The sequence below is a fragment of the Blattabacterium cuenoti genome (genome assembly GCF_014252375.1).
In the GTDB taxonomy this organism is placed as follows: Bacteria; Bacteroidota; Bacteroidia; order Flavobacteriales; family Blattabacteriaceae; genus Blattabacterium; species Blattabacterium cuenoti_AH.
In genome coordinates this window covers 413,273-431,826 of record NZ_CP059221.1, presented here as the reverse complement: position 1 = coordinate 431,826, position 18,554 = coordinate 413,273, and the positions used below count along the sequence as shown (strand labels likewise).

Here is an 18,554-nt window from a genome sequence, read left to right as displayed (position 1 = left end):
CAAAACTAGAATTTCTTATTAAAAAATTTTTATGTCAGAAAAATTTCTAGAATATAAAAAATTAGATTTAAAAAAAATATATAACAATATTGATAAATATTGGAAAGATTACAAACTTTTTCAAAAAATTCAGGATAATTTTTTAAAAAATTTTAATAATAAAAATAGTTATAAATATGTATTATATGAAGGTCCTCCATCATTAAATGGTGATCCTGGTATACATCATGTTTTATCAAGAACTATAAAAGATATTTTTTGTAGATATCATTCTTTAAAAGGTAAGATTGTTTTTAGAAAATCAGGTTGGGATACTCATGGATTACCAATAGAAATAAATGTAGAAAAAAAAATAGGAATAAATAAAAATGATGTAGGTAAAAAAATTAGTATAAATGATTATAACAAAATATGTAAAAAATTTGTTAATGAATCTCTAAAAAAATGGATAAATTTTACAAATAAAATAGGTTATTGGATTGATTTAAAAAATTATTTTAAAACTTATGATTCTAAATATATAGAAAGTGTATGGTGGATAATAAAAGAATTATATAAAAAAAATCTACTTTATAATGGATATACAGTACAACCATATTCTCCTTATGCTGGTACTGGATTGAGTTATCATGAGTTAAATATGCCTGGGACTTATAAAAAAGTAGAACAAGTCTCTCCTATTGTAAAATTCAAATTGATAAAAAATACGTTATCAAATAAAATAAAAAATATTATAGGAGATATTTATTTATTGTCATGGACAACAACACCTTGGACTTTACCTTCTAATACAGCGTTATCTGTAGGATACAATGTAGACTATTTACTAATTAAAATTTATAATTTTAATAATAGTTGTGAAGAAAATTTAATTTTTTCTGAAAAATCAATTAATAAAATACTTGAACCAAATAAGTATTATGAAATATCTAATCATAAATCCATTAAATTAATATATAAAGAAAAAATTCCATATTTTAAAATTTTAAAATTTAAAGGAAAATATTTATTTAATAGTAGATATGAGCAATTACTTCCATGGTTTAAACCCTATTATAATTATAATAATGCTTTTAAAATTGTTAATTGTGATTTCATAGATATAAATGAAGGTACAGGTATAGTTCATATATCTCCAACTTTTGGATTAGAAGATTTTTTAATTTCTAAAAAATATAATATTCCTTCTATGATTGTTTTACAAAACAATAAACTTGTTCCTTTAGTAGATTTTCAAGGTAAATTTATAAATAATTTTCCTCATGGATTAAGTGAAAAATACATAAAAAAAGAATTTAATCCAAAAAAAAATGAAACATTTTCTGTTGAAAATAAAATTATTTCATTACTAAAAAAAGAAAATAAAATATTTAAATCAGAAAATTATAAACATTTTTATCCACATTGTTGGAGAACAGAAAGACCTATAATTTATTATCCATTATATTCATGGTTTTTTAAAACTACTAGTATAAAAGATAAAATGATTGATTTAAATAATAAAATTAATTGGTATTCAAATTCTCATAATAAGAAAAATAATAGATTTAATTCATGGTTAAAAAATATAAAGGATTGGAATTTATCTAGATCTAGATTTTGGGGGACACCATTACCTATATGGAAAAACAAAAGTGGAAAAGAAAAAATAGTTATAGGATCTATTAAAGAATTAATTTTAGAAATTAAAAAATCTATAAAAAATGGAATTATGTCCTATAATATTTTAGAAAAATTTAAGTTAAATGATATGAGCGATGAAAACTATAAAAATATAGATTTACATAAACATGTTTTGGATAAAATAATATTAGTCTCTTCTAAAGGAGAACCTATGAAAAGAGATCCAGATTTAATTGATGTATGGTTCGATTCAGGATCAATGCCATATGCTCAATTTCATTATCCATTTGAAAATAAAAATATAATAGAAAAAAATATATTATTTCCTTCAGATTTTATTTCAGAAGGATTAGATCAAACTAGAGGATGGTTTTTTTCTTTACATACTATTAGTTGTGCTATATCTAGATCTATATCTTATAAAAATGTTGTTTCTACAGGATTAGTTTTGGATAAAAATGGACAAAAAATGTCAAAGAGTAAAGGAAACACTATAGATCCAATAAATTTAATAAATAACTATGGACCAGACGCTATACGTTGGTATATTGTATCAAATTCAGAACCATGGGATAATTCAAAATTTGATGTATATGGAATTAATACTGTAATAAAAAGATTTTTTGGAACATTATATAATGTTTATTCATTTTTTACAATGTATGCAAATATAGACGGATTTTCCTACAAAGAAAAAGATTGTATAGATAACTATAATGATATGGATTTGTGGATTATTTCTAAATTAAATAATCTTATAAAAGATACAGAAAAATCTTACAATAATTATAATCCAAACAAAGTCACTCGTTTAGTAACATCATTTGTAATAAATAATCTAAGTAATTGGTATATAAGAATTTGCAGAAGAAGATTCTGGAAAGAAAAATATACAAAAAATAAGATTTCTGCATATCAAGTTCTTTATACTTGTCTAATTTCTGTATCAAAAATAATATCACCAATAGTTCCATTTTTTTCAGAAATTATTTATGTTAATTTAAATTCTATTACTAATAAAGAAAACTTCATAAGTGTACATCTTAGTCTTTATCCTATTTATAATATTAATTTGGTAAATAGTGATTTAGAATATAAAATGTCTTTAGCTAAAAAAATAGTAAATATGATTCTTTCTATTAGAAAGAAGAATAATATAAAAATTCGTCAACCATTAGAAAATGTAATGGTAATTTGTAATAAAAATGATAAATATAATCATTTAAAAAAAATATCATATATTATATTAAAAGAATCAAATGTAAAAAAAATAAAATTTCCTTCATCTTTTAAAATTATTGAGCTTTTTAAATATATTAAACCTAATTATAGATCTATAGGAAAAAAATTTAGAGAAAATACAAAAGAAATATCATATTTAATTAATAACTTAACACAAGTTGATATAAAAAATTTAGAAAAAAATAAAAAAATTATTATAAATACAAAATCACAAAAAAAATTTAATCTTCTTTTGGAAGATGTAATAATATCAACAAAATATATAAAAAATTGGGCAATATCATTTGATAATAATATAACTGTTGCTTTAGATTTAAAGATTACAGAATCTCTTAAAAAAGAAGGAATAATTAGAGATTTAATTAGATATATACAAGAATTAAGAAAAAAAGAAAATTTTCATGTATTAGAAAAAATATTAATATATATTAATACAAAAAATAAATATATTAATCTTATAATAAATTGTAATAAATTATTGTTGTGCAAAGAAACATTGTCTAAAAATATTTTTATATGGAATAAAAAAGAAGGATCAAAATTTTATATTGAAGATAAATATATATTTATAAAAATAAAAAAGTATAATTATATTTGAGAAAATTTTTTTTAATTATTTTACCAATAATATTGGTTGATCAATTTTTGAAAATTTATGTAAAAACCCATTTTGAATTGGGTAATGGATATTATATTTTTTCTTTTTTTAGGATTTTTTTTATAGAAAATCCTGGTATGTTATATGGAATAATAATTTCTTCTGGTTATAATGGAAAAATATTATTAAGTATTATAAGATTTTTTTTAGTTTTATTTATATTATTTTTTTATATAAAAAATGAAAGAAAAAATATTAATAATTATTTATCAATACCTATTAGTTTTATATTATCAGGTTCTATAGGTAATTTTTTAGATAGTTTTATTTATGGTAAATTATTTAATACTGGAACTATATATAGTAAAGAATATGGAAAATGGGTTTCTTATTCAGGTATATCTAAATTAAATTTTTTTACTAAAAATGGTTATTCTTCCTTAATGGAAGGATGTGTAGTTGATATATTTTATTTTCCTATAATAGATTTTATTTTTCCTAAATCTATTCCTTTTATTGGTGGATATAATTTCAAATTTTTTAAACCTGTTTTTAACTTATCTGATGCGGCAATATTTATTGGAATTATTTTAATATTTTTTTTTAAAAAAAAAATTAATAAAGTGAATTTTTTTTAACATTTATTTATTTTTGATAATTATAAAAATCTCTATAGATTTGTATTATTTTTTTATTTTTATTATTACAATTATTACATTATTACGTATTTAATCTGCCGGTGTAGCTCAGTTGGTTAGAGCACGTGATTTGTAATCTCGGGGTCGTGGGTTCGAATCCCTCCACCGGCTTAAATAATTATGGGGAGATACTCAAGCTTGGTTAACGAGGACAGACTGTAAATCTGTTGGCTTACGTCTTCGCAGGTTCGAATCCTGCTCTCCCCATTTTTTTTATTATGTTAGCGGAAGTAGCTCAGTTTGGTAGAGCTTCAGCCTTCCAAGTTGAATGTCGCGGGTTCGAATCCCGTCTTCCGCTCTAAAGTACGATGTATTGGCCAATGTAGCTCAGTGGGAGAGCACTTCCTTGGTAAGGAAGAGGTCACGGGTTCAATTCCCGCCGTTGGCTTTTTATTTTAACTCAACTTAAATAATACTTACTGTATGGCAAAAGAAAAATTTAAAAGAGATAAACCACATTTAAATATAGGAACTACGGGGCATGTAGATCATGGGAAAACTACTTTAACTGCAGCAATTACAAAAGTTTTATCAAAAGAAGGATTAGCAGAAGAAAAAAGTTTTGATGCTATTGATAATGCTCCAGAAGAAAAAGCTAGAGGTATTACTATTAATACTTCTCATGTTGAATATGAAACGTTAAAAAGACATTATGCACATGTGGATTGTCCTGGACATGCAGATTATGTCAAAAATATGATAACAGGAGCTGCACAAATGGATGGAGCTATTTTAGTAGTTGCAGCTACGGATGGGCCTATGCCTCAAACTAGAGAACATATTTTATTGGCACGTCAAGTAGGAGTTCCTAAAATCGTAGTTTTTATAAATAAAGTTGATCAAATAGATGATCCTGAATTATTAGAACTAGTAGAAATGGAAATTAGAGAATTACTTACAAAATATGAATATGATGGAAATAAAATTCCAATAATAAAAGGATCAGCTTTGGGAGCATTGAATGGAGAAAAAAAATGGATAGAAGAAATTAAAAATTTAATGAATATATTAGATGATTATATCCCAATTCCTGTTAGAAAAATGGATAAACCATTTTTAATGCCTATAGAAGATGTTTTTACTATAACTGGAAGAGGAACTGTTGCTACTGGAAGAATAGAAAGTGGAATAATTAATACTAGTGATACGGTTGACATAATAGGAATGGGAAAAGAAAAATTATCTTCTACGATAACTGGTGTTGAAATGTTTAGAAAGATATTAGATAGAGGACAAGCTGGAGATAATGTAGGATTATTATTGCGTGGTATAGAAAAAAAAGATATCCGTAGAGGAATGGTAATTTCATCACCTGAAACTATAAAACCTTATAAAGAATTTAAAGCTGAAGTTTATATTCTAACAAAAGAAGAAGGTGGAAGACATACACCATTTCATAATAAATATAGACCTCAATTTTATTTAAGAACAACTGATGTTACAGGAGAAATAAACCTACCAAAAGAGACAGAAATGGTTATGCCTGGAGATAACATAACTATGTTAGTTAAATTGCATCAACCTGTTGCTTTAAGTAACAAATTAAGATTTGCTATTAGGGAAGGGGGAAAGACAGTTGGAGCTGGACAAGTTACAGATATTATAAATTAATAATAGTGAACGGATGTAGCTTAGATAGGAAGAGCGTCGGTCTCCAAAACCGAAGGTCGTAAGTTCGATTCTTACCATCCGTGCTAATAAAAAAAACAGTTAAAAAATATTTTGAATAATTAGGTATAATAATGTTTTTATTATGAAAAAAAATAATTTTTTTTATGAAATTTATAAAGAATTTTTTTATTATATTACTTGGCCAAAATGGTATGAATTACAAAATTCAACTATATTAATTATTTTTTGTTCTGTATTTTTATCCATATTTTTATATGGAATAGATGTTTTTTTTATTTTTTTAATTAAAAAATTTTTTTCTTTATAATTATATTATATAATGAGTGATATAGAAAAAAAATGGTATGTAATTAAAACCATTAGTGGACAAGAAAATAAAATAAAATTTTACATAGAAAATGAATTGATTAATAATGGATTTAAGAACGAAATAGGAAAAATTTTAGTTCCAATAGAAAAAATTATTAAAATGAGAAAAGGTAAAAGAATTTATAGAGAGAAAGCATATTATCCAGGTTATGTAATGATAGAGGCAAATTTAGATGGAGAGGCTTTACATGCTATTAGAAATGTACCTGGTGTTATAACATTTTTAGGTGAAGGAAAAGGAACTAAATCAAATCCAGTTCCTATGAGAAAAGAAGAAATAAGTAAAATGTTAGGAAAAATGGAAGATCTTTCTAATTCATACAAAAATATAAATTTATCTTTTGTAGTCGGAGAAACAATTAAAGTTATAGATGGGCCATTTAATGGATTTAATGGGACTATAGAGAAAATAAATGAAGAAAAGAAAAAACTAGAATTAGCAGTTTTAATCTTTGGAAGAAAAACTCCATTAGAATTAAATTTTACACAGATAGAAAAAATTTAAAATTATTATGATTAATAAGAAAATTATTAAGAAAATTAAAATTCAAGAAATAAATGGAGGAAAAGCTACCCCAGCTCCACCTATTGGACCAATATTAGGAAGTTCTGGTGTAAATATAATGGAATTTTGTAAACAATATAATTCAGTTACAAATAATAAAAATGGAATGATTTGTCCAGTAACAATAACTGTATATGATGATAAATCTTTTTCTTTTAAAATAAAAAGTCCTCCTGTATCCTTTTTTTTATTAGAAATTTTAAAAAAAAAAAGGGGGTCTAAAGAACCTAATCGTATTAAAATTGGAAAAATAAGTTTAAATGATATAAGATTAATTGCTGAAAAAAAAATGAGTGACTTAAATTGTTTTTCTATTGAAAGCGCTATATCTATAATAACTGGAACAGCAAAATCAATGGGTATTGAAATTTATTGAAATTATGTCAAAAAAAAAATTAACTAAAAATAGAAAAAAATATTTATTAAATGTTTTTGACAAAAAATATTCTTTAGAGGAATCTATATCAATAATAAAAAAAATTAGTTTTGCTAAATTTAATGAATCTATAGATATATCAATTCGTTTAAAAAAAAATAAAAAAGAAAATAATTCTATAATAAGAGGTATAATTGATTTACCCAATGGTACAGGAAAGAAAAATTATATATTGGCTATAGTTACTAAAGATAAAGAATTAAAATCTAAAGAATTTGGAGCTACTTATGTAGGATTACATTATATAGATAAAATTAATTCAGGATGGTGGGATAATAAAATAAATATTGTAGTTTCTATGCCATCTGTTATGAATAAAGTAAATATTATAAGTAAAATTTTGGGGCAAAAAGGATTAATGCCAAATAATAAAGAAGAAACTATTTCTTTAAATCCAGAAATTTCAATAAAAAATATTATTTCTGGAAGAATATTTTTTAAATCAGATAAATACGGTATTGTTAATTCTTCAATTGGAAGAAAATCTTTTTCTAATAATTCTATATTAGAAAATATAATTGTTTTTATCAAAGAATTTATTAAAAAAAATTTTTTTATAAAAAATGTTTATTTATCAACTACTATGAGTAATAGCATTATACTTGATCATAAAACGTTTTTATATGAAAAAAAATAAGGATAATAAAAAAAATATTTTATTAAATTTAGATAAAATACTATCCAGTAGCAATACTATATATTTAATGGATTTTTTTAATTTAAATGCAAATCAAACATTTTTTTTAAGAAAAAATTTTCATAAAAATGGAATTCAAATGAAAGTTATAAAAAATTCTTTATTAAAAAAATCTATAAAAAAAAATAAAAAATTTGAATCATTTTTACCTTTTTTAAAAAAAAATACTAGTATTTTATTTTCAAAAAAAAATTTAGGAAAAATTGTATCAATAATTATTAAGGAATTTCATTATAAAGAAAAGATGAAAAATCCTATTTTGAAAATAGCATATGTTCAAAATGATTTTTATATTGGAAATAAAGATTTAGATTTACTTATAAATATTAAATCTAAAGAAGATTTAATTATTGATATATTATATAATTTGAAAGCTACTTTAAAAAATATTATTTCATCATTATCGAATTCATCAAATAAGATATATAATATTTTAAAATCTTTATCTACTAAATAGTTAAAAAAATATAAAATTGTAAAAAAAAGTTAAAATGATAGAAAAATTAGCAGAACAATTAGTTAATTTGACTATAAAACAAGTTAATGAACTAACGGAAATTCTAAAAAAAAAATATGGAATAGAACCACAGGTATTTCAAAAATTACAAACTAATTCAAATAATAAAAATAAAGATAATAATGAAAACGAAGAAAAAAGTACATTTAATATTGTTTTAAAATCTATTGGTAGTTCTAAACTTTCTGTAGTTAAATTAGTTAAAGAAATTACTGGAAAAGGGCTCAAAGAAGCTAAAGATTTAGTAGACAATATACCTAATACTATTATAGAATCTATTAGTAAAAAAGAAGCAGATATTTTAAAAGAAAAATTCGAAAATATAGGGGCTCAAATTGAGCTTAAATAAAAAATATAAATTTACTAGTGAATACAGATAAAATATCAAAAAGAATAATTTTTTCATCACTTGCAAAACAAGTAGATTATCCAGATTTTTTAAATATTCAAATTAAATCATTTAAAGAATTTTTTCAATTAGATACTAAACAAAAAAATAGGAAAAATGAAGGTTTATTTAAAGCATTTATGGATAATTTTCCTATTTCTGATGCAAGAAATTCATTTGTTTTAGAATTTAAAGGTTATTCAATAGATACTCCAAGGTATTCTATAGAAGAATGTATTGAAAGAGGATTAACATATAGCGTTCCATTAAAAGCAAAATTAAAATTGTATTGTACCGATCCAGAACATGAAGACTTTGAAACAGTATATCAAGATGTATACTTAGGAACATGTCCCTATATGACACCATCTGGTTCTTTTATATTTAACGGTTCAGAAAGAGTTATTGTGTCTCAATTACATCGTTCTCCTGGAGTTTTTTTTGGACAATCTCATCATGCAAATGGTACAAAATTATATTCAGCAAGAATTATACCATTTAAAGGATCATGGATAGAATTTGCAACTGATATAAATAATATAATGTATGCGTATATAGATAGAAAAAAAAAATTACCTATGACTACTCTATTAAGAGCTATAGGATATGAAAGGGATAAAGATATATTAAGAATATTTAATTTATCAGAAGAAGTAAAAATAAAAAAAAATAATACAAAAATTATTTTAAATAGAATTTTAGCTGAAAGAGTATTGAAAATATGGCATGAAGATTTTGTAGATGAAGATACTGGGGAAGTAATTACAATAGAAAAGAATAAAGTTCTTATAGAAAGAGATACTTTATTAAAACAAGAACATATAGATATAATTATTAATCATAATATAAAAACTATTTTTTTACATAAAAAAAGTGGAAAGAAAAAAGATTATTCTATTATATACAATACTTTACATAAAGATCCTACAAATTCTGAAAAAGAAGCAATAGAATATATATATAGACAATTAAGAAATACTGAACCCCCTGATGAAGAAACTGCTAGAAATATTATAAACAAATTATTTTTCTCTGATAATAGATATAGTTTGGGGGCAGTTGGTAGATATCGTTTAAATAAACGACTTGGATTGAATATAGATCAAAATTATTTAGTTTTAACAAAAAAAGATATTATAGCTATAATAAATCATTTAAATGATTTATTTAATTCTAAAAAAGAAATAGATGATATAGATCATTTATCTAATAGAAGAGTTAGAACCGTTGGAGAACAACTTTATACACAATTCAATATAGGATTAGCTAGAATGGCTAGAACTATAAGAGAAAGAATGAATGTTCGCGATAATGAAGTTTTCATGCCGGTTGATTTAATAAATGCTAAAACTTTATCATCAGTTATAAATACTTTTTTTGGAACAAATCAATTATCTCAATTCATGGATCAAACAAATCCATTATCTGAGATTACTCATAAAAGAAGATTATCAGCCTTAGGACCTGGAGGATTATCAAGAGAAAGGGCTGGATTTGAAGTAAGAGATGTTAATTATTCTCATTATGGAAGATTATGTCCTATAGAAACACCGGAAGGGCCTAATATAGGATTAATATCTTCATTATCTGTTTTTGCAAAAATAAACAGTATGGGATTTGTTGAAACTCCTTATAGAATAGTAAAAAATAATAAAGTTGATCTATTACAATTTGTAAAATATTTAAGTGCAGAAGAAGAAGAAGGAAAAACTATAGCTCAAGCAAATTCTATAAATAGAAATGGAAATTTTATTTCTAACAGAATTATAGCAAGAAAAGATGGAGATTTTCCAATTGTAGAATCTAATCAAATTGATTATATAGATATTGCTCCTAATCAAATAGCATCTATTTCTGCTTCTTTGATACCATTTTTAGAACATGATGACGCAAATAGAGCATTAATGGGTTCAAATATGATGCGTCAAGCTGTTCCTTTATTAATACCTGAATCCCCAATAGTTGGAACTGGATTAGAAAAACAAGTTGCAAAAGATTCAAGAATATTAATTAATGCAGAAAAAAATGGTATAGTAGAATATATGGATTCCAAAAAAATAATAGTTCGTTATAATATAACAGAAAAAGAAAAGTTAATTAGTTTTAATTCTAATATAAAAAGTTATGACCTAATAAAATTTAGAAAAACTAATCAAAATACGTGCATTAATTTAAAACCTATTGTTAAAAAAGGAGAAAAAATAAAAAAGGGACAAATATTATGTGAAGGATATGCTACAGAAAACGGAGAATTAGCATTAGGAAGAAATTTAAAAGCAGCATTTATTCCTTGTAATGGATATAACTTTGAAGATGCTGTTTTAATTTCTGAAAAAGTAGTTAGCGAAGATTGGTTTACTTCTATTCATATAGATGAATATTCTTTAGAAGTTCGTGATACAAAATTAGGAATGGAAGAGTTGACAAATGACATTCCTAATGTTAGTGAAGAAGCTACTAAAAATTTAGATGAAAATGGAATAATTAGAGTTGGAGCTGAAGTAAAACCAGGAGACATATTAATTGGTAAAATTACACCTAAGGGGGAATCAGATCCTACACCAGAAGAAAAACTATTAAGAGCTATTTTTGGAGATAAAGCAGGAAATGTTAAAGATGCATCTTTAAGAGCAGAACCTTCTTTGTTTGGAATAGTAATAGATACAAAACTTTTTACTAGAAGTATAAAAAATAAATCTTCTAGAGAAAAAGATAAAATATTAATAAATTCATTAGAAAAAGAATACAAAAATAAATTTTCTAATTTAAGAGAAAAACTAATAGAAAAATTAAATTATATTTTAAATAAAAAAAAATGTTTTAGTTCTATTTATGATAAAAATGATAAAAAAATCATAAATGATGGAGAAATCTTTAATAAAAAAATATTAGATAAAATATTAGATTACACAGAAATTTATTGTGATAAATGGACTGATAATAATAAAATAAATAATTTAATATCAGAAATATTTCATAATTATATGATATCAATAAATGAATTGAATAGCAGTTTAAAACATAAAAAATTTTCTATTATGGTAGGTGATGAACTACCATCTGGTATTGTTAAAATGGCAAAAGTTTATATCGCAAAAAAAAGAAAGTTAAAAGTAGGAGATAAAATGGCAGGAAGACATGGAAATAAAGGTGTAGTAGCTAAAATACTTAGAGTAGAAGATATGCCTTTTTTAGAAGATGGAACTACTGTGGACATAGTACTTAATCCACTTGGAGTCCCTTCTAGGATGAATATAGGTCAAATATATGAAACTGTATTAGGTTGGGCAGGATATAAATTAAATGTAAAATTTTCTACTCCTATATTTGATGGGGCAACAATTAATCAAATATCTAATTATACTAAAAAATCTGGTATTCCTAAATTTGGAACTACATATTTATTTGATGGAGCAACAGGAGAAAAATTTGATCAACCAGCTACTGTAGGATATATATATATGTTAAAATTAGGACATATGGTAGATGATAAAATGCATTCTCGTTCTATAGGCCCATATTCTTTAATAACACAACAACCTTTAGGAGGAAAATCTCAATTTGGAGGACAAAGATTTGGTGAAATGGAAGTGTGGGCGTTAGAGGCTTTTGGAGCGTCTAATATTTTAAGAGAAATACTAACAGTTAAATCTGATGATGTTGTTGGAAGAGCTAAAACTTATGAATCTATAGTAAAAGGTACTGAAATGCCTACACCAAATAGTCCAGAATCTTTTAATGTATTATGTTATGAGTTAAAAGGGTTAGGATTAGATATCAATTTAGAAGAATAAAAATATAAAATTTATAAAAATTCCATTGTTTAATTAAATATATGAACAAAAACAAAAAATTTAATAAAATAACAATTAGATTAGCTTCTCCAGAAGCTATATTAAAAGAATCTAATGGAGAAGTTCTGAAACCAGAAACTATAAATTATAGAACACATAAACCAGAAAGAGATGGATTATTTTGTGAAAGAATTTTTGGACCTGTTAAAGATTATGAATGTGCTTGTGGAAAATATAAAAGAATTAGATATAAAGGAATAATCTGTGACAGATGTGGTGTTGAAGTTACTGAAAAAAAAGTTAGAAGGGAACGAATGGGTCATATAAACCTTGTTGTTCCTGTTGTTCATATATGGTGTTTTCGTTCTTCTCCAAATAAAATTGGATCATTATTAGGACTTTCATCCAAAAAATTAGAAATGATAATATATTATGAAAGATATGTTGTTATACAAGGAGGAATTGCTACACGTTTAGATGGAAAATCTTATGAGAAAGGAGATTTTTTATCTGAAGAAGAATATCTAAATATTTTAGATAAACTTCCAAAATCTAATAAAAATCTAGATGATTCAGATCCAAATAAATTTATTGCAAAAATGGGGGCTGAATGCGTTAAGAGTTTATTGAATAGAATTGATTTAGATTTATTATCTGAAAAATTAAGAAATCAATCTTTTAATGAAACTTCTAAACAAAGAAGAATAGATGCCTTAAAAAGATTACAAGTAGTAGAATCTTTTAAAGAAGGAAAAAAAAATGGGGGTAATCCATCTTGGATGATTATAAATATTTTATCAGTTATTCCTCCAGAATTAAGACCATTAGTCCCCTTAGATGGTGGAAGGTATGCTGCGTCTGATATGACAGATTTATATCGTCGTGTATTAATAAGAAATAATCGTTTGAAAAGACTAATAGAAATAAAAGCTCCTGAAGTAATTTTAAGAAATGAAAAGAGAATGTTACAAGAATCAGTAGATTCTTTATTTGATAATTCAAGAAAAGTTTCAGCAGTAAAATCAGAAGCAAATCGTCCTTTAAAATCTTTATCTGATTCATTAAAAGGAAAACAAGGTCGTTTTAGACAAAATTTACTTGGAAAGAGAGTAGATTATTCAGCTAGATCTGTTATAGTAGTTGGCCCACATTTAAAATTACACGAATGTGGATTACCTAAAGATATGGCAGCAGAATTATATAAACCATTTATTATAAGAAAATTAATTGAAAGAGGAATTGTAAAGACAGTTAAATCAGCAAAAAAGATTATTGATAATAGAAAAGAAGTTATATGGGATATTTTAGAAAATGTTTTAAAAGGACATCCAATTTTACTTAATAGAGCCCCTACTTTACATAGACTAGGAATTCAAGCTTTTCAACCTAAATTAATAGAAGGAAAGGCAATACAATTACATCCATTAGTTTGTGCTGCTTTCAATGCAGATTTTGATGGAGATCAAATGGCTGTTCATCTACCATTATCGGATATTGCTATATTAGAAGCAAAATTATTAATGTTAGCATCTCAAAATATATTAAATCCAGCAAATGGATCTCCAATTACAGTTCCTTCTCAGGATATGGTTTTAGGATTATATTATATGACTAAAATATTTTTATCTGATTATAATAAAAAAATAAAAGAAAAAAAAAGAAAAATTCGTATTTTTTATTCTCCAGAAGAAGTAGAAATAGCATATAATCAAAAATCAATAGATTTACATGCATTAATTAAAGTAAAGGTAGATATTCGTTCTAATGATAGTTTAGTAACTAAACTAGTGGAAACTACTGTGGGAAGAGTTTTATTTAATCAAGTTGTACCAAAAAAAGTTGGTTATATAAATGAATCACTTACTAAAAAATCATTAAGAGATATAATAGGAAAAATATTATATATAACTGACATTCCTACTACTTCCAAATTTTTGGATGATATTAAAGAATTAGGATTTTATAACGCATTCAAGGGTGGACTTTCATTTGGATTGGGAGATATTATAATTCCTGATAAAAAAAAAGATATGGTAAAACTTGCTATACAAAAAGTAGACAATGTTAAATTAAATTATAATATGGGATTAATAACTAATAATGAACGTTATAATCAAATTATAGATATATGGACTAATACTAATGCATTATTAACTGAAAAAGTAATGAGATATATGCGTAAAGATAGAAATGGTTTTAATCCTGTTTATATGATGTTAGATTCTGGAGCTAGAGGATCAAAGGAACAAATAAGACAATTATCAGGAATGCGTGGATTAATGGCTAAACCGCAAAAAACTGGAGGTTTTGGTGGAGAAATTATTGAAAATCCTATTTTATCAAATTTTAGAGAAGGATTGTCTATATTAGAATATTTTATATCTACTCATGGTGCTCGTAAAGGACTGGCTGATACTGCATTAAAAACCGCAGATGCTGGATATCTTACAAGAAGATTAGTAGATGCTGCACAAGATGTGATAATTAAAATAGAAGATTGTAATACTTTACGTGGACTAGAAATATCTGCTTTAAAAAAGAATGAAGAAATATTAGAAGCTTTGTCTGATAGAATATTAGGACGTACTTCTCTAAATGACATTTTTTATCCAGAAAAAAATAAAATTTTAATAGTTAAATCTGGAGAAATTATTGATGAAAAAATAGCTAAAAATATTGAAAAATCTGGATATCTATCTATAGAAGTTCGTTCTCCTTTAACTTGTGAAGCAAAAATGGGAATATGTGCTAAATGTTATGGTAGAAATTTATCAACAGGAAAAATAGTACAAAAAGGTGAAGCTGTTGGGGTTATAGCTGCTCAATCAATTGGGGAACCTGGTACACAATTGACTCTAAGAACTTTTCATGTAGGAGGAACTGCAGGTAATATAACAGAATCATCTAAAATAATTAGTAAATATGATGGATTTATAGAATTGGAAGATTTAAAGTCTGTTCAAATTAATAAAAATTCAAAAAAAATTGACATAGTTGTATCAAGAACAACAGAAATGAAATTACTAAATGAAGATAAATCATCAATATTAATGATAAATAATATACCATATGGTGCTTATTTATATGTTAAAAATAAAAGTTTTATAAAGAAAGGAGATATTATATGTAAATGGGATTTATATAACGCAGTAATAATTGCAGAATTTTCTGGAAAAATATCTTATCAACATTTAGAACAAGGTGTTACTTTTCAAGTAGAAATAGATGAACAAACAGGATTTCAAGAAAAAGTAATAACTGAAGTTAGAAATAAGAATTTAATCCCTACATTAAAAATAGTCGATAGTAATAATAACGAATTAAAAATTTATAATTTACCTGTAGGTGCTCATTTAATGGTGGATGATGAAGAAGAAATAGAAAAAGGAAAAATTTTAGTAAAAGTTCCTAGACAATCGGCTAAATCTGGTGATATAACAGGTGGATTACCACGTTTATCAGAATTGTTTGAAGCACGTAATCCATCAAATCCAGCTGTAGTTTCAGAAATGGATGGTATAGTTAGTCATGGAAAAATAAAAAGGGGTAATAGGGAAATTATTGTAGAATCTAAAAATGGAGAAATTAGAAAATATTTAGTTAAATTAACAAATCAAATACTTGTTCAAGAAAACGATTATGTTAAAGCAGGAGTTCCATTATCAGATGGAGCTATAACTCCTAATGATATTCTTAATATTAGAGGACCTAGAGCTGTTCAGGAATATTTAATAAAAGAAATACAAGATGTATATAGATTGCAAGGTGTTAAGATAAATGATAAACATTTTGAAGTTATAGTTTTACAAATGATGAGAAAAGTAGAAGTAATAGACATAGGAGATTCTAATTTTTTGGAAGGAAATATTGAATATAAAGATGATTTTATAGAAGAAAATGATAGAATTTCTCAATTAAAAATCGTTGAAGATTCTGGTGATTCTAATATTTTTAAAAAAGGAGAAATGATTAATTATAGAGATTTTAGAAACGAGAACGCAATATTAAAATATAACAATAAAAAAATGATTAAAATAAGAGATGTAATACCTGCAACAGCTAGACCAATATTACAAGGAATTACAAGATCAGCTTTACAAACAAAATCATTTATTTCTGCTGCTTCTTTTCAAGAAACAACTAAAGTATTAAGTGAAGCTGCAATAAGTAGTAAAACAGATTATTTATATGGATTAAAAGAAAATGTTATTGTAGGACATAAGATCCCTGCAGGAACTGGGTTAAAAGAATATGAAAATATTTATACAAATTTTTAGTAAATACTATTTGTTTTTATAGCCCTTCAAGGAAATCGTTTTATTAAAAGTTATTACATTATTATTAATTTTTTCTATATAAAAATATCCAATTCTTTGGAATTGGATGTGATTTCCTACTTTAGCTATATTTTTTAAATAAGGTTCGGCGTATCCTATTGTCTTTTTCAAGGATTTTAAATTTATATTTTCATATATTTTTTCATTTATATGATTTATATTTTTTTTTAAAAAAAGTTTTTCATATAAATTTATTTTTATAATAAATGAATGTTGTATAGATACCCAATGTAAAGTACTTTTTATTTTTCTATTGTTTTTTGATTCTTTTGATCTACTAAGTGGATCATAAGTACAATATATTTCTTTTATAAGTCCATTATCATTTTTTTTTATTGAATTAGCCTTAATAATATAAGCATTTTTAAGTCTAACTTCATTTCCTATATAAAGACGAAAAAAATTTTCTTTTTTTTTCTCCAAAAAATCATTATACTCTATATATAAATTTTTTGAAAAAGGAATTTTTCTAAATCCTGAATTAATATTTTCAGGATTATTTTCTGCATTCATCCATTCTACATTATTTTCTGGATAATTTGTTATAGTAATTTTTATTGGATTTATTACAACCATAATTCTAGGAGTTATTTTATTCAAATCTTTTCTAATCCAGAATTCTAATAAAGATTTATCTATAGTATTATTTCTTTTTGAAACTCCTACTTCTTTTATAAAATTTTTTATAGATGTAGATGTATATCCTCTTTTTCGTAAACCAGATATTGTTGATAGTCTTGGATCGTCCCAAGATTTAATAATTTTATTTTTTATTAAAAATTGTATTTTTCTTTTACTAGTTATTGTATTGCTTAAATTTAATCTTGAAAACTCTATTTGTTTTGGCTTAATATTTTTGTTATTACATATTTTTTTTATAAACCAATTATACAATGGACGTTTATTTTCAAATTCTAATGAACATAAAGAATGAGATATTTGTTCAATATAATCACATTGACCATGTGCCCAATCATAAGTTGGATAAATACACCAGTTATATCCAGTTTTATAATGTTTTTTTTTTATAATTCTATACATTATAGGATCCCTCATATTTATATTAGAAGAACTCATATCTATTTTAGCTCTTAATACACAAAATCCTTCTTTAAAAAAACCATTTTTCATTTTTTCAAATAAAAATAAGTTTTCTTCTATTGATCTATTTCTATTGTTACTATTAATTCCTGATTCAAAATAATTTTTTCTTTGAAGTTTTATTTTATATTTTGGTTGATCATCTATATATGCATAATTATTTTTTATTAAAGTTTTTGCTAAATCATAAAGATTTTTAAAATAATCTGATGCATAGCTTTCTTTATCCCATTTAAATCCTAAAAATAGGATATCTTCTTTAATAGATTTTATAAATTTTTTACTTTCTTTATTAGGATTAGTATCATCGAATCTTAAATTAACAGGAGAATTATATTTTTTACCTAATTCAAAATTTAAATAAATTGCCTTAACATGTCCAATATGTAATACTCCATTTGGTTCAGGTGGAAAACGGAATTTTATTTTTTTTTTAGGAAAACCATTTTTTATATCTTCTTCTATTATTTTTTCTATAAAATGTAAGTAAATAAGATCTTATTTTTATTTATATATTTTACTAAATTTAGTTAATTTTTTTTAAAAAATATATTTTT

12 protein-coding genes and 5 tRNA genes are annotated in these 18,554 nt (G+C 24.0%); 16 read left to right on the top strand and 1 reads right to left on the bottom strand.

Features of this window, described 5'->3' with window-relative positions:
- Positions 1-31 precede the first annotated feature (31 nt).
- The 16 genes from ileS (at position 32) to rpoC (ending at position 16,836) form a co-directional block, all read left to right on the top strand.
- Positions 32-3,463 carry an isoleucine--tRNA ligase gene (gene ileS / locus H0H34_RS02200; protein ID WP_185873192.1) on the top strand — a complete coding sequence of 1,144 codons (3,432 nt, stop codon included), beginning with the start codon at positions 32-34 and terminating at the stop codon, positions 3,461-3,463.
- Complete coding sequence (locus H0H34_RS02195; RefSeq protein WP_185873191.1) at positions 3,460-4,101, top strand: lipoprotein signal peptidase; 642 nt, start codon at positions 3,460-3,462, stop codon at positions 4,099-4,101. Before ileS ends, H0H34_RS02195 begins: the two co-directional genes overlap by 4 nt.
- 97 nt (positions 4,102-4,198) lie before the next feature.
- Positions 4,199-4,272 (top strand) — tRNA-Thr (locus H0H34_RS02190).
- Positions 4,273-4,283: 11 nt separating this feature from the next.
- Positions 4,284-4,368: transfer RNA gene (locus H0H34_RS02185), tRNA-Tyr, on the top strand.
- A 17-nt stretch (positions 4,369-4,385) separates the two neighbouring features.
- Positions 4,386-4,459 (top strand) — tRNA-Gly (locus tag H0H34_RS02180).
- Positions 4,460-4,477: 18 nt separating this feature from the next.
- Positions 4,478-4,549, top strand: a tRNA-Thr gene (locus H0H34_RS02175).
- Positions 4,550-4,584: 35 nt separating this feature from the next.
- A complete protein-coding gene (gene tuf / locus H0H34_RS02170) occupies positions 4,585-5,772 on the top strand; it encodes an elongation factor Tu (RefSeq protein WP_185873190.1) in 1,188 nt (395 codons plus the stop codon).
- A 9-nt stretch (positions 5,773-5,781) separates the two neighbouring features.
- Positions 5,782-5,855 (top strand) — tRNA-Trp (locus H0H34_RS02165).
- A 59-nt stretch (positions 5,856-5,914) separates the two neighbouring features.
- Positions 5,915-6,100 carry a preprotein translocase subunit SecE gene (gene secE, locus H0H34_RS02160; protein ID WP_185873189.1) on the top strand — a complete coding sequence of 62 codons (186 nt, stop codon included), beginning with the start codon at positions 5,915-5,917 and terminating at the stop codon, positions 6,098-6,100.
- 12 nt (positions 6,101-6,112) lie between these two features.
- Positions 6,113-6,667: a transcription termination/antitermination protein NusG gene (gene nusG, locus H0H34_RS02155; RefSeq protein ID WP_185873188.1), complete on the top strand. Its 555-nt coding sequence runs from the start codon at positions 6,113-6,115 to the stop codon at positions 6,665-6,667.
- Positions 6,668-6,674: 7 nt separating this feature from the next.
- Positions 6,675-7,103, top strand: a complete 429-nt coding sequence (gene rplK / locus H0H34_RS02150; RefSeq protein ID WP_185873187.1) for a 50S ribosomal protein L11 — start codon at positions 6,675-6,677, stop codon at positions 7,101-7,103.
- Positions 7,104-7,107: 4 nt separating this feature from the next.
- Positions 7,108-7,800: a 50S ribosomal protein L1 gene (locus H0H34_RS02145; protein ID WP_185873186.1), complete on the top strand. Its 693-nt coding sequence runs from the start codon at positions 7,108-7,110 to the stop codon at positions 7,798-7,800.
- Positions 7,787-8,317, top strand: a complete 531-nt coding sequence (rplJ, locus tag H0H34_RS02140) for a 50S ribosomal protein L10 (RefSeq protein WP_185873185.1) — start codon at positions 7,787-7,789, stop codon at positions 8,315-8,317. Before H0H34_RS02145 ends, rplJ begins: the two co-directional genes overlap by 14 nt.
- Before the next feature lie 34 nt (positions 8,318-8,351).
- On the top strand, positions 8,352-8,726 hold the full coding sequence (rplL, locus tag H0H34_RS02135; protein WP_185873184.1) for a 50S ribosomal protein L7/L12: 375 nt from the start codon (positions 8,352-8,354) through the stop codon (positions 8,724-8,726).
- A gap of 17 nt (positions 8,727-8,743) precedes the next feature.
- On the top strand, positions 8,744-12,559 hold the full coding sequence (rpoB, locus tag H0H34_RS02130; RefSeq protein ID WP_185873183.1) for a DNA-directed RNA polymerase subunit beta: 3,816 nt from the start codon (positions 8,744-8,746) through the stop codon (positions 12,557-12,559).
- Positions 12,560-12,600: 41 nt separating this feature from the next.
- Positions 12,601-16,836 carry a DNA-directed RNA polymerase subunit beta' gene (rpoC, locus tag H0H34_RS02125; RefSeq protein ID WP_185873182.1) on the top strand — a complete coding sequence of 1,412 codons (4,236 nt, stop codon included), beginning with the start codon at positions 12,601-12,603 and terminating at the stop codon, positions 16,834-16,836.
- Positions 16,837-16,842: 6 nt separating this feature from the next.
- Here the strand turns inward: rpoC and glnS are convergent, their stop codons facing one another.
- A complete protein-coding gene (gene glnS, locus H0H34_RS02120; RefSeq protein ID WP_185873580.1) occupies positions 16,843-18,489 on the bottom strand; it encodes a glutamine--tRNA ligase in 1,647 nt (548 codons plus the stop codon).
- Positions 18,490-18,554 lie beyond the last annotated feature (65 nt).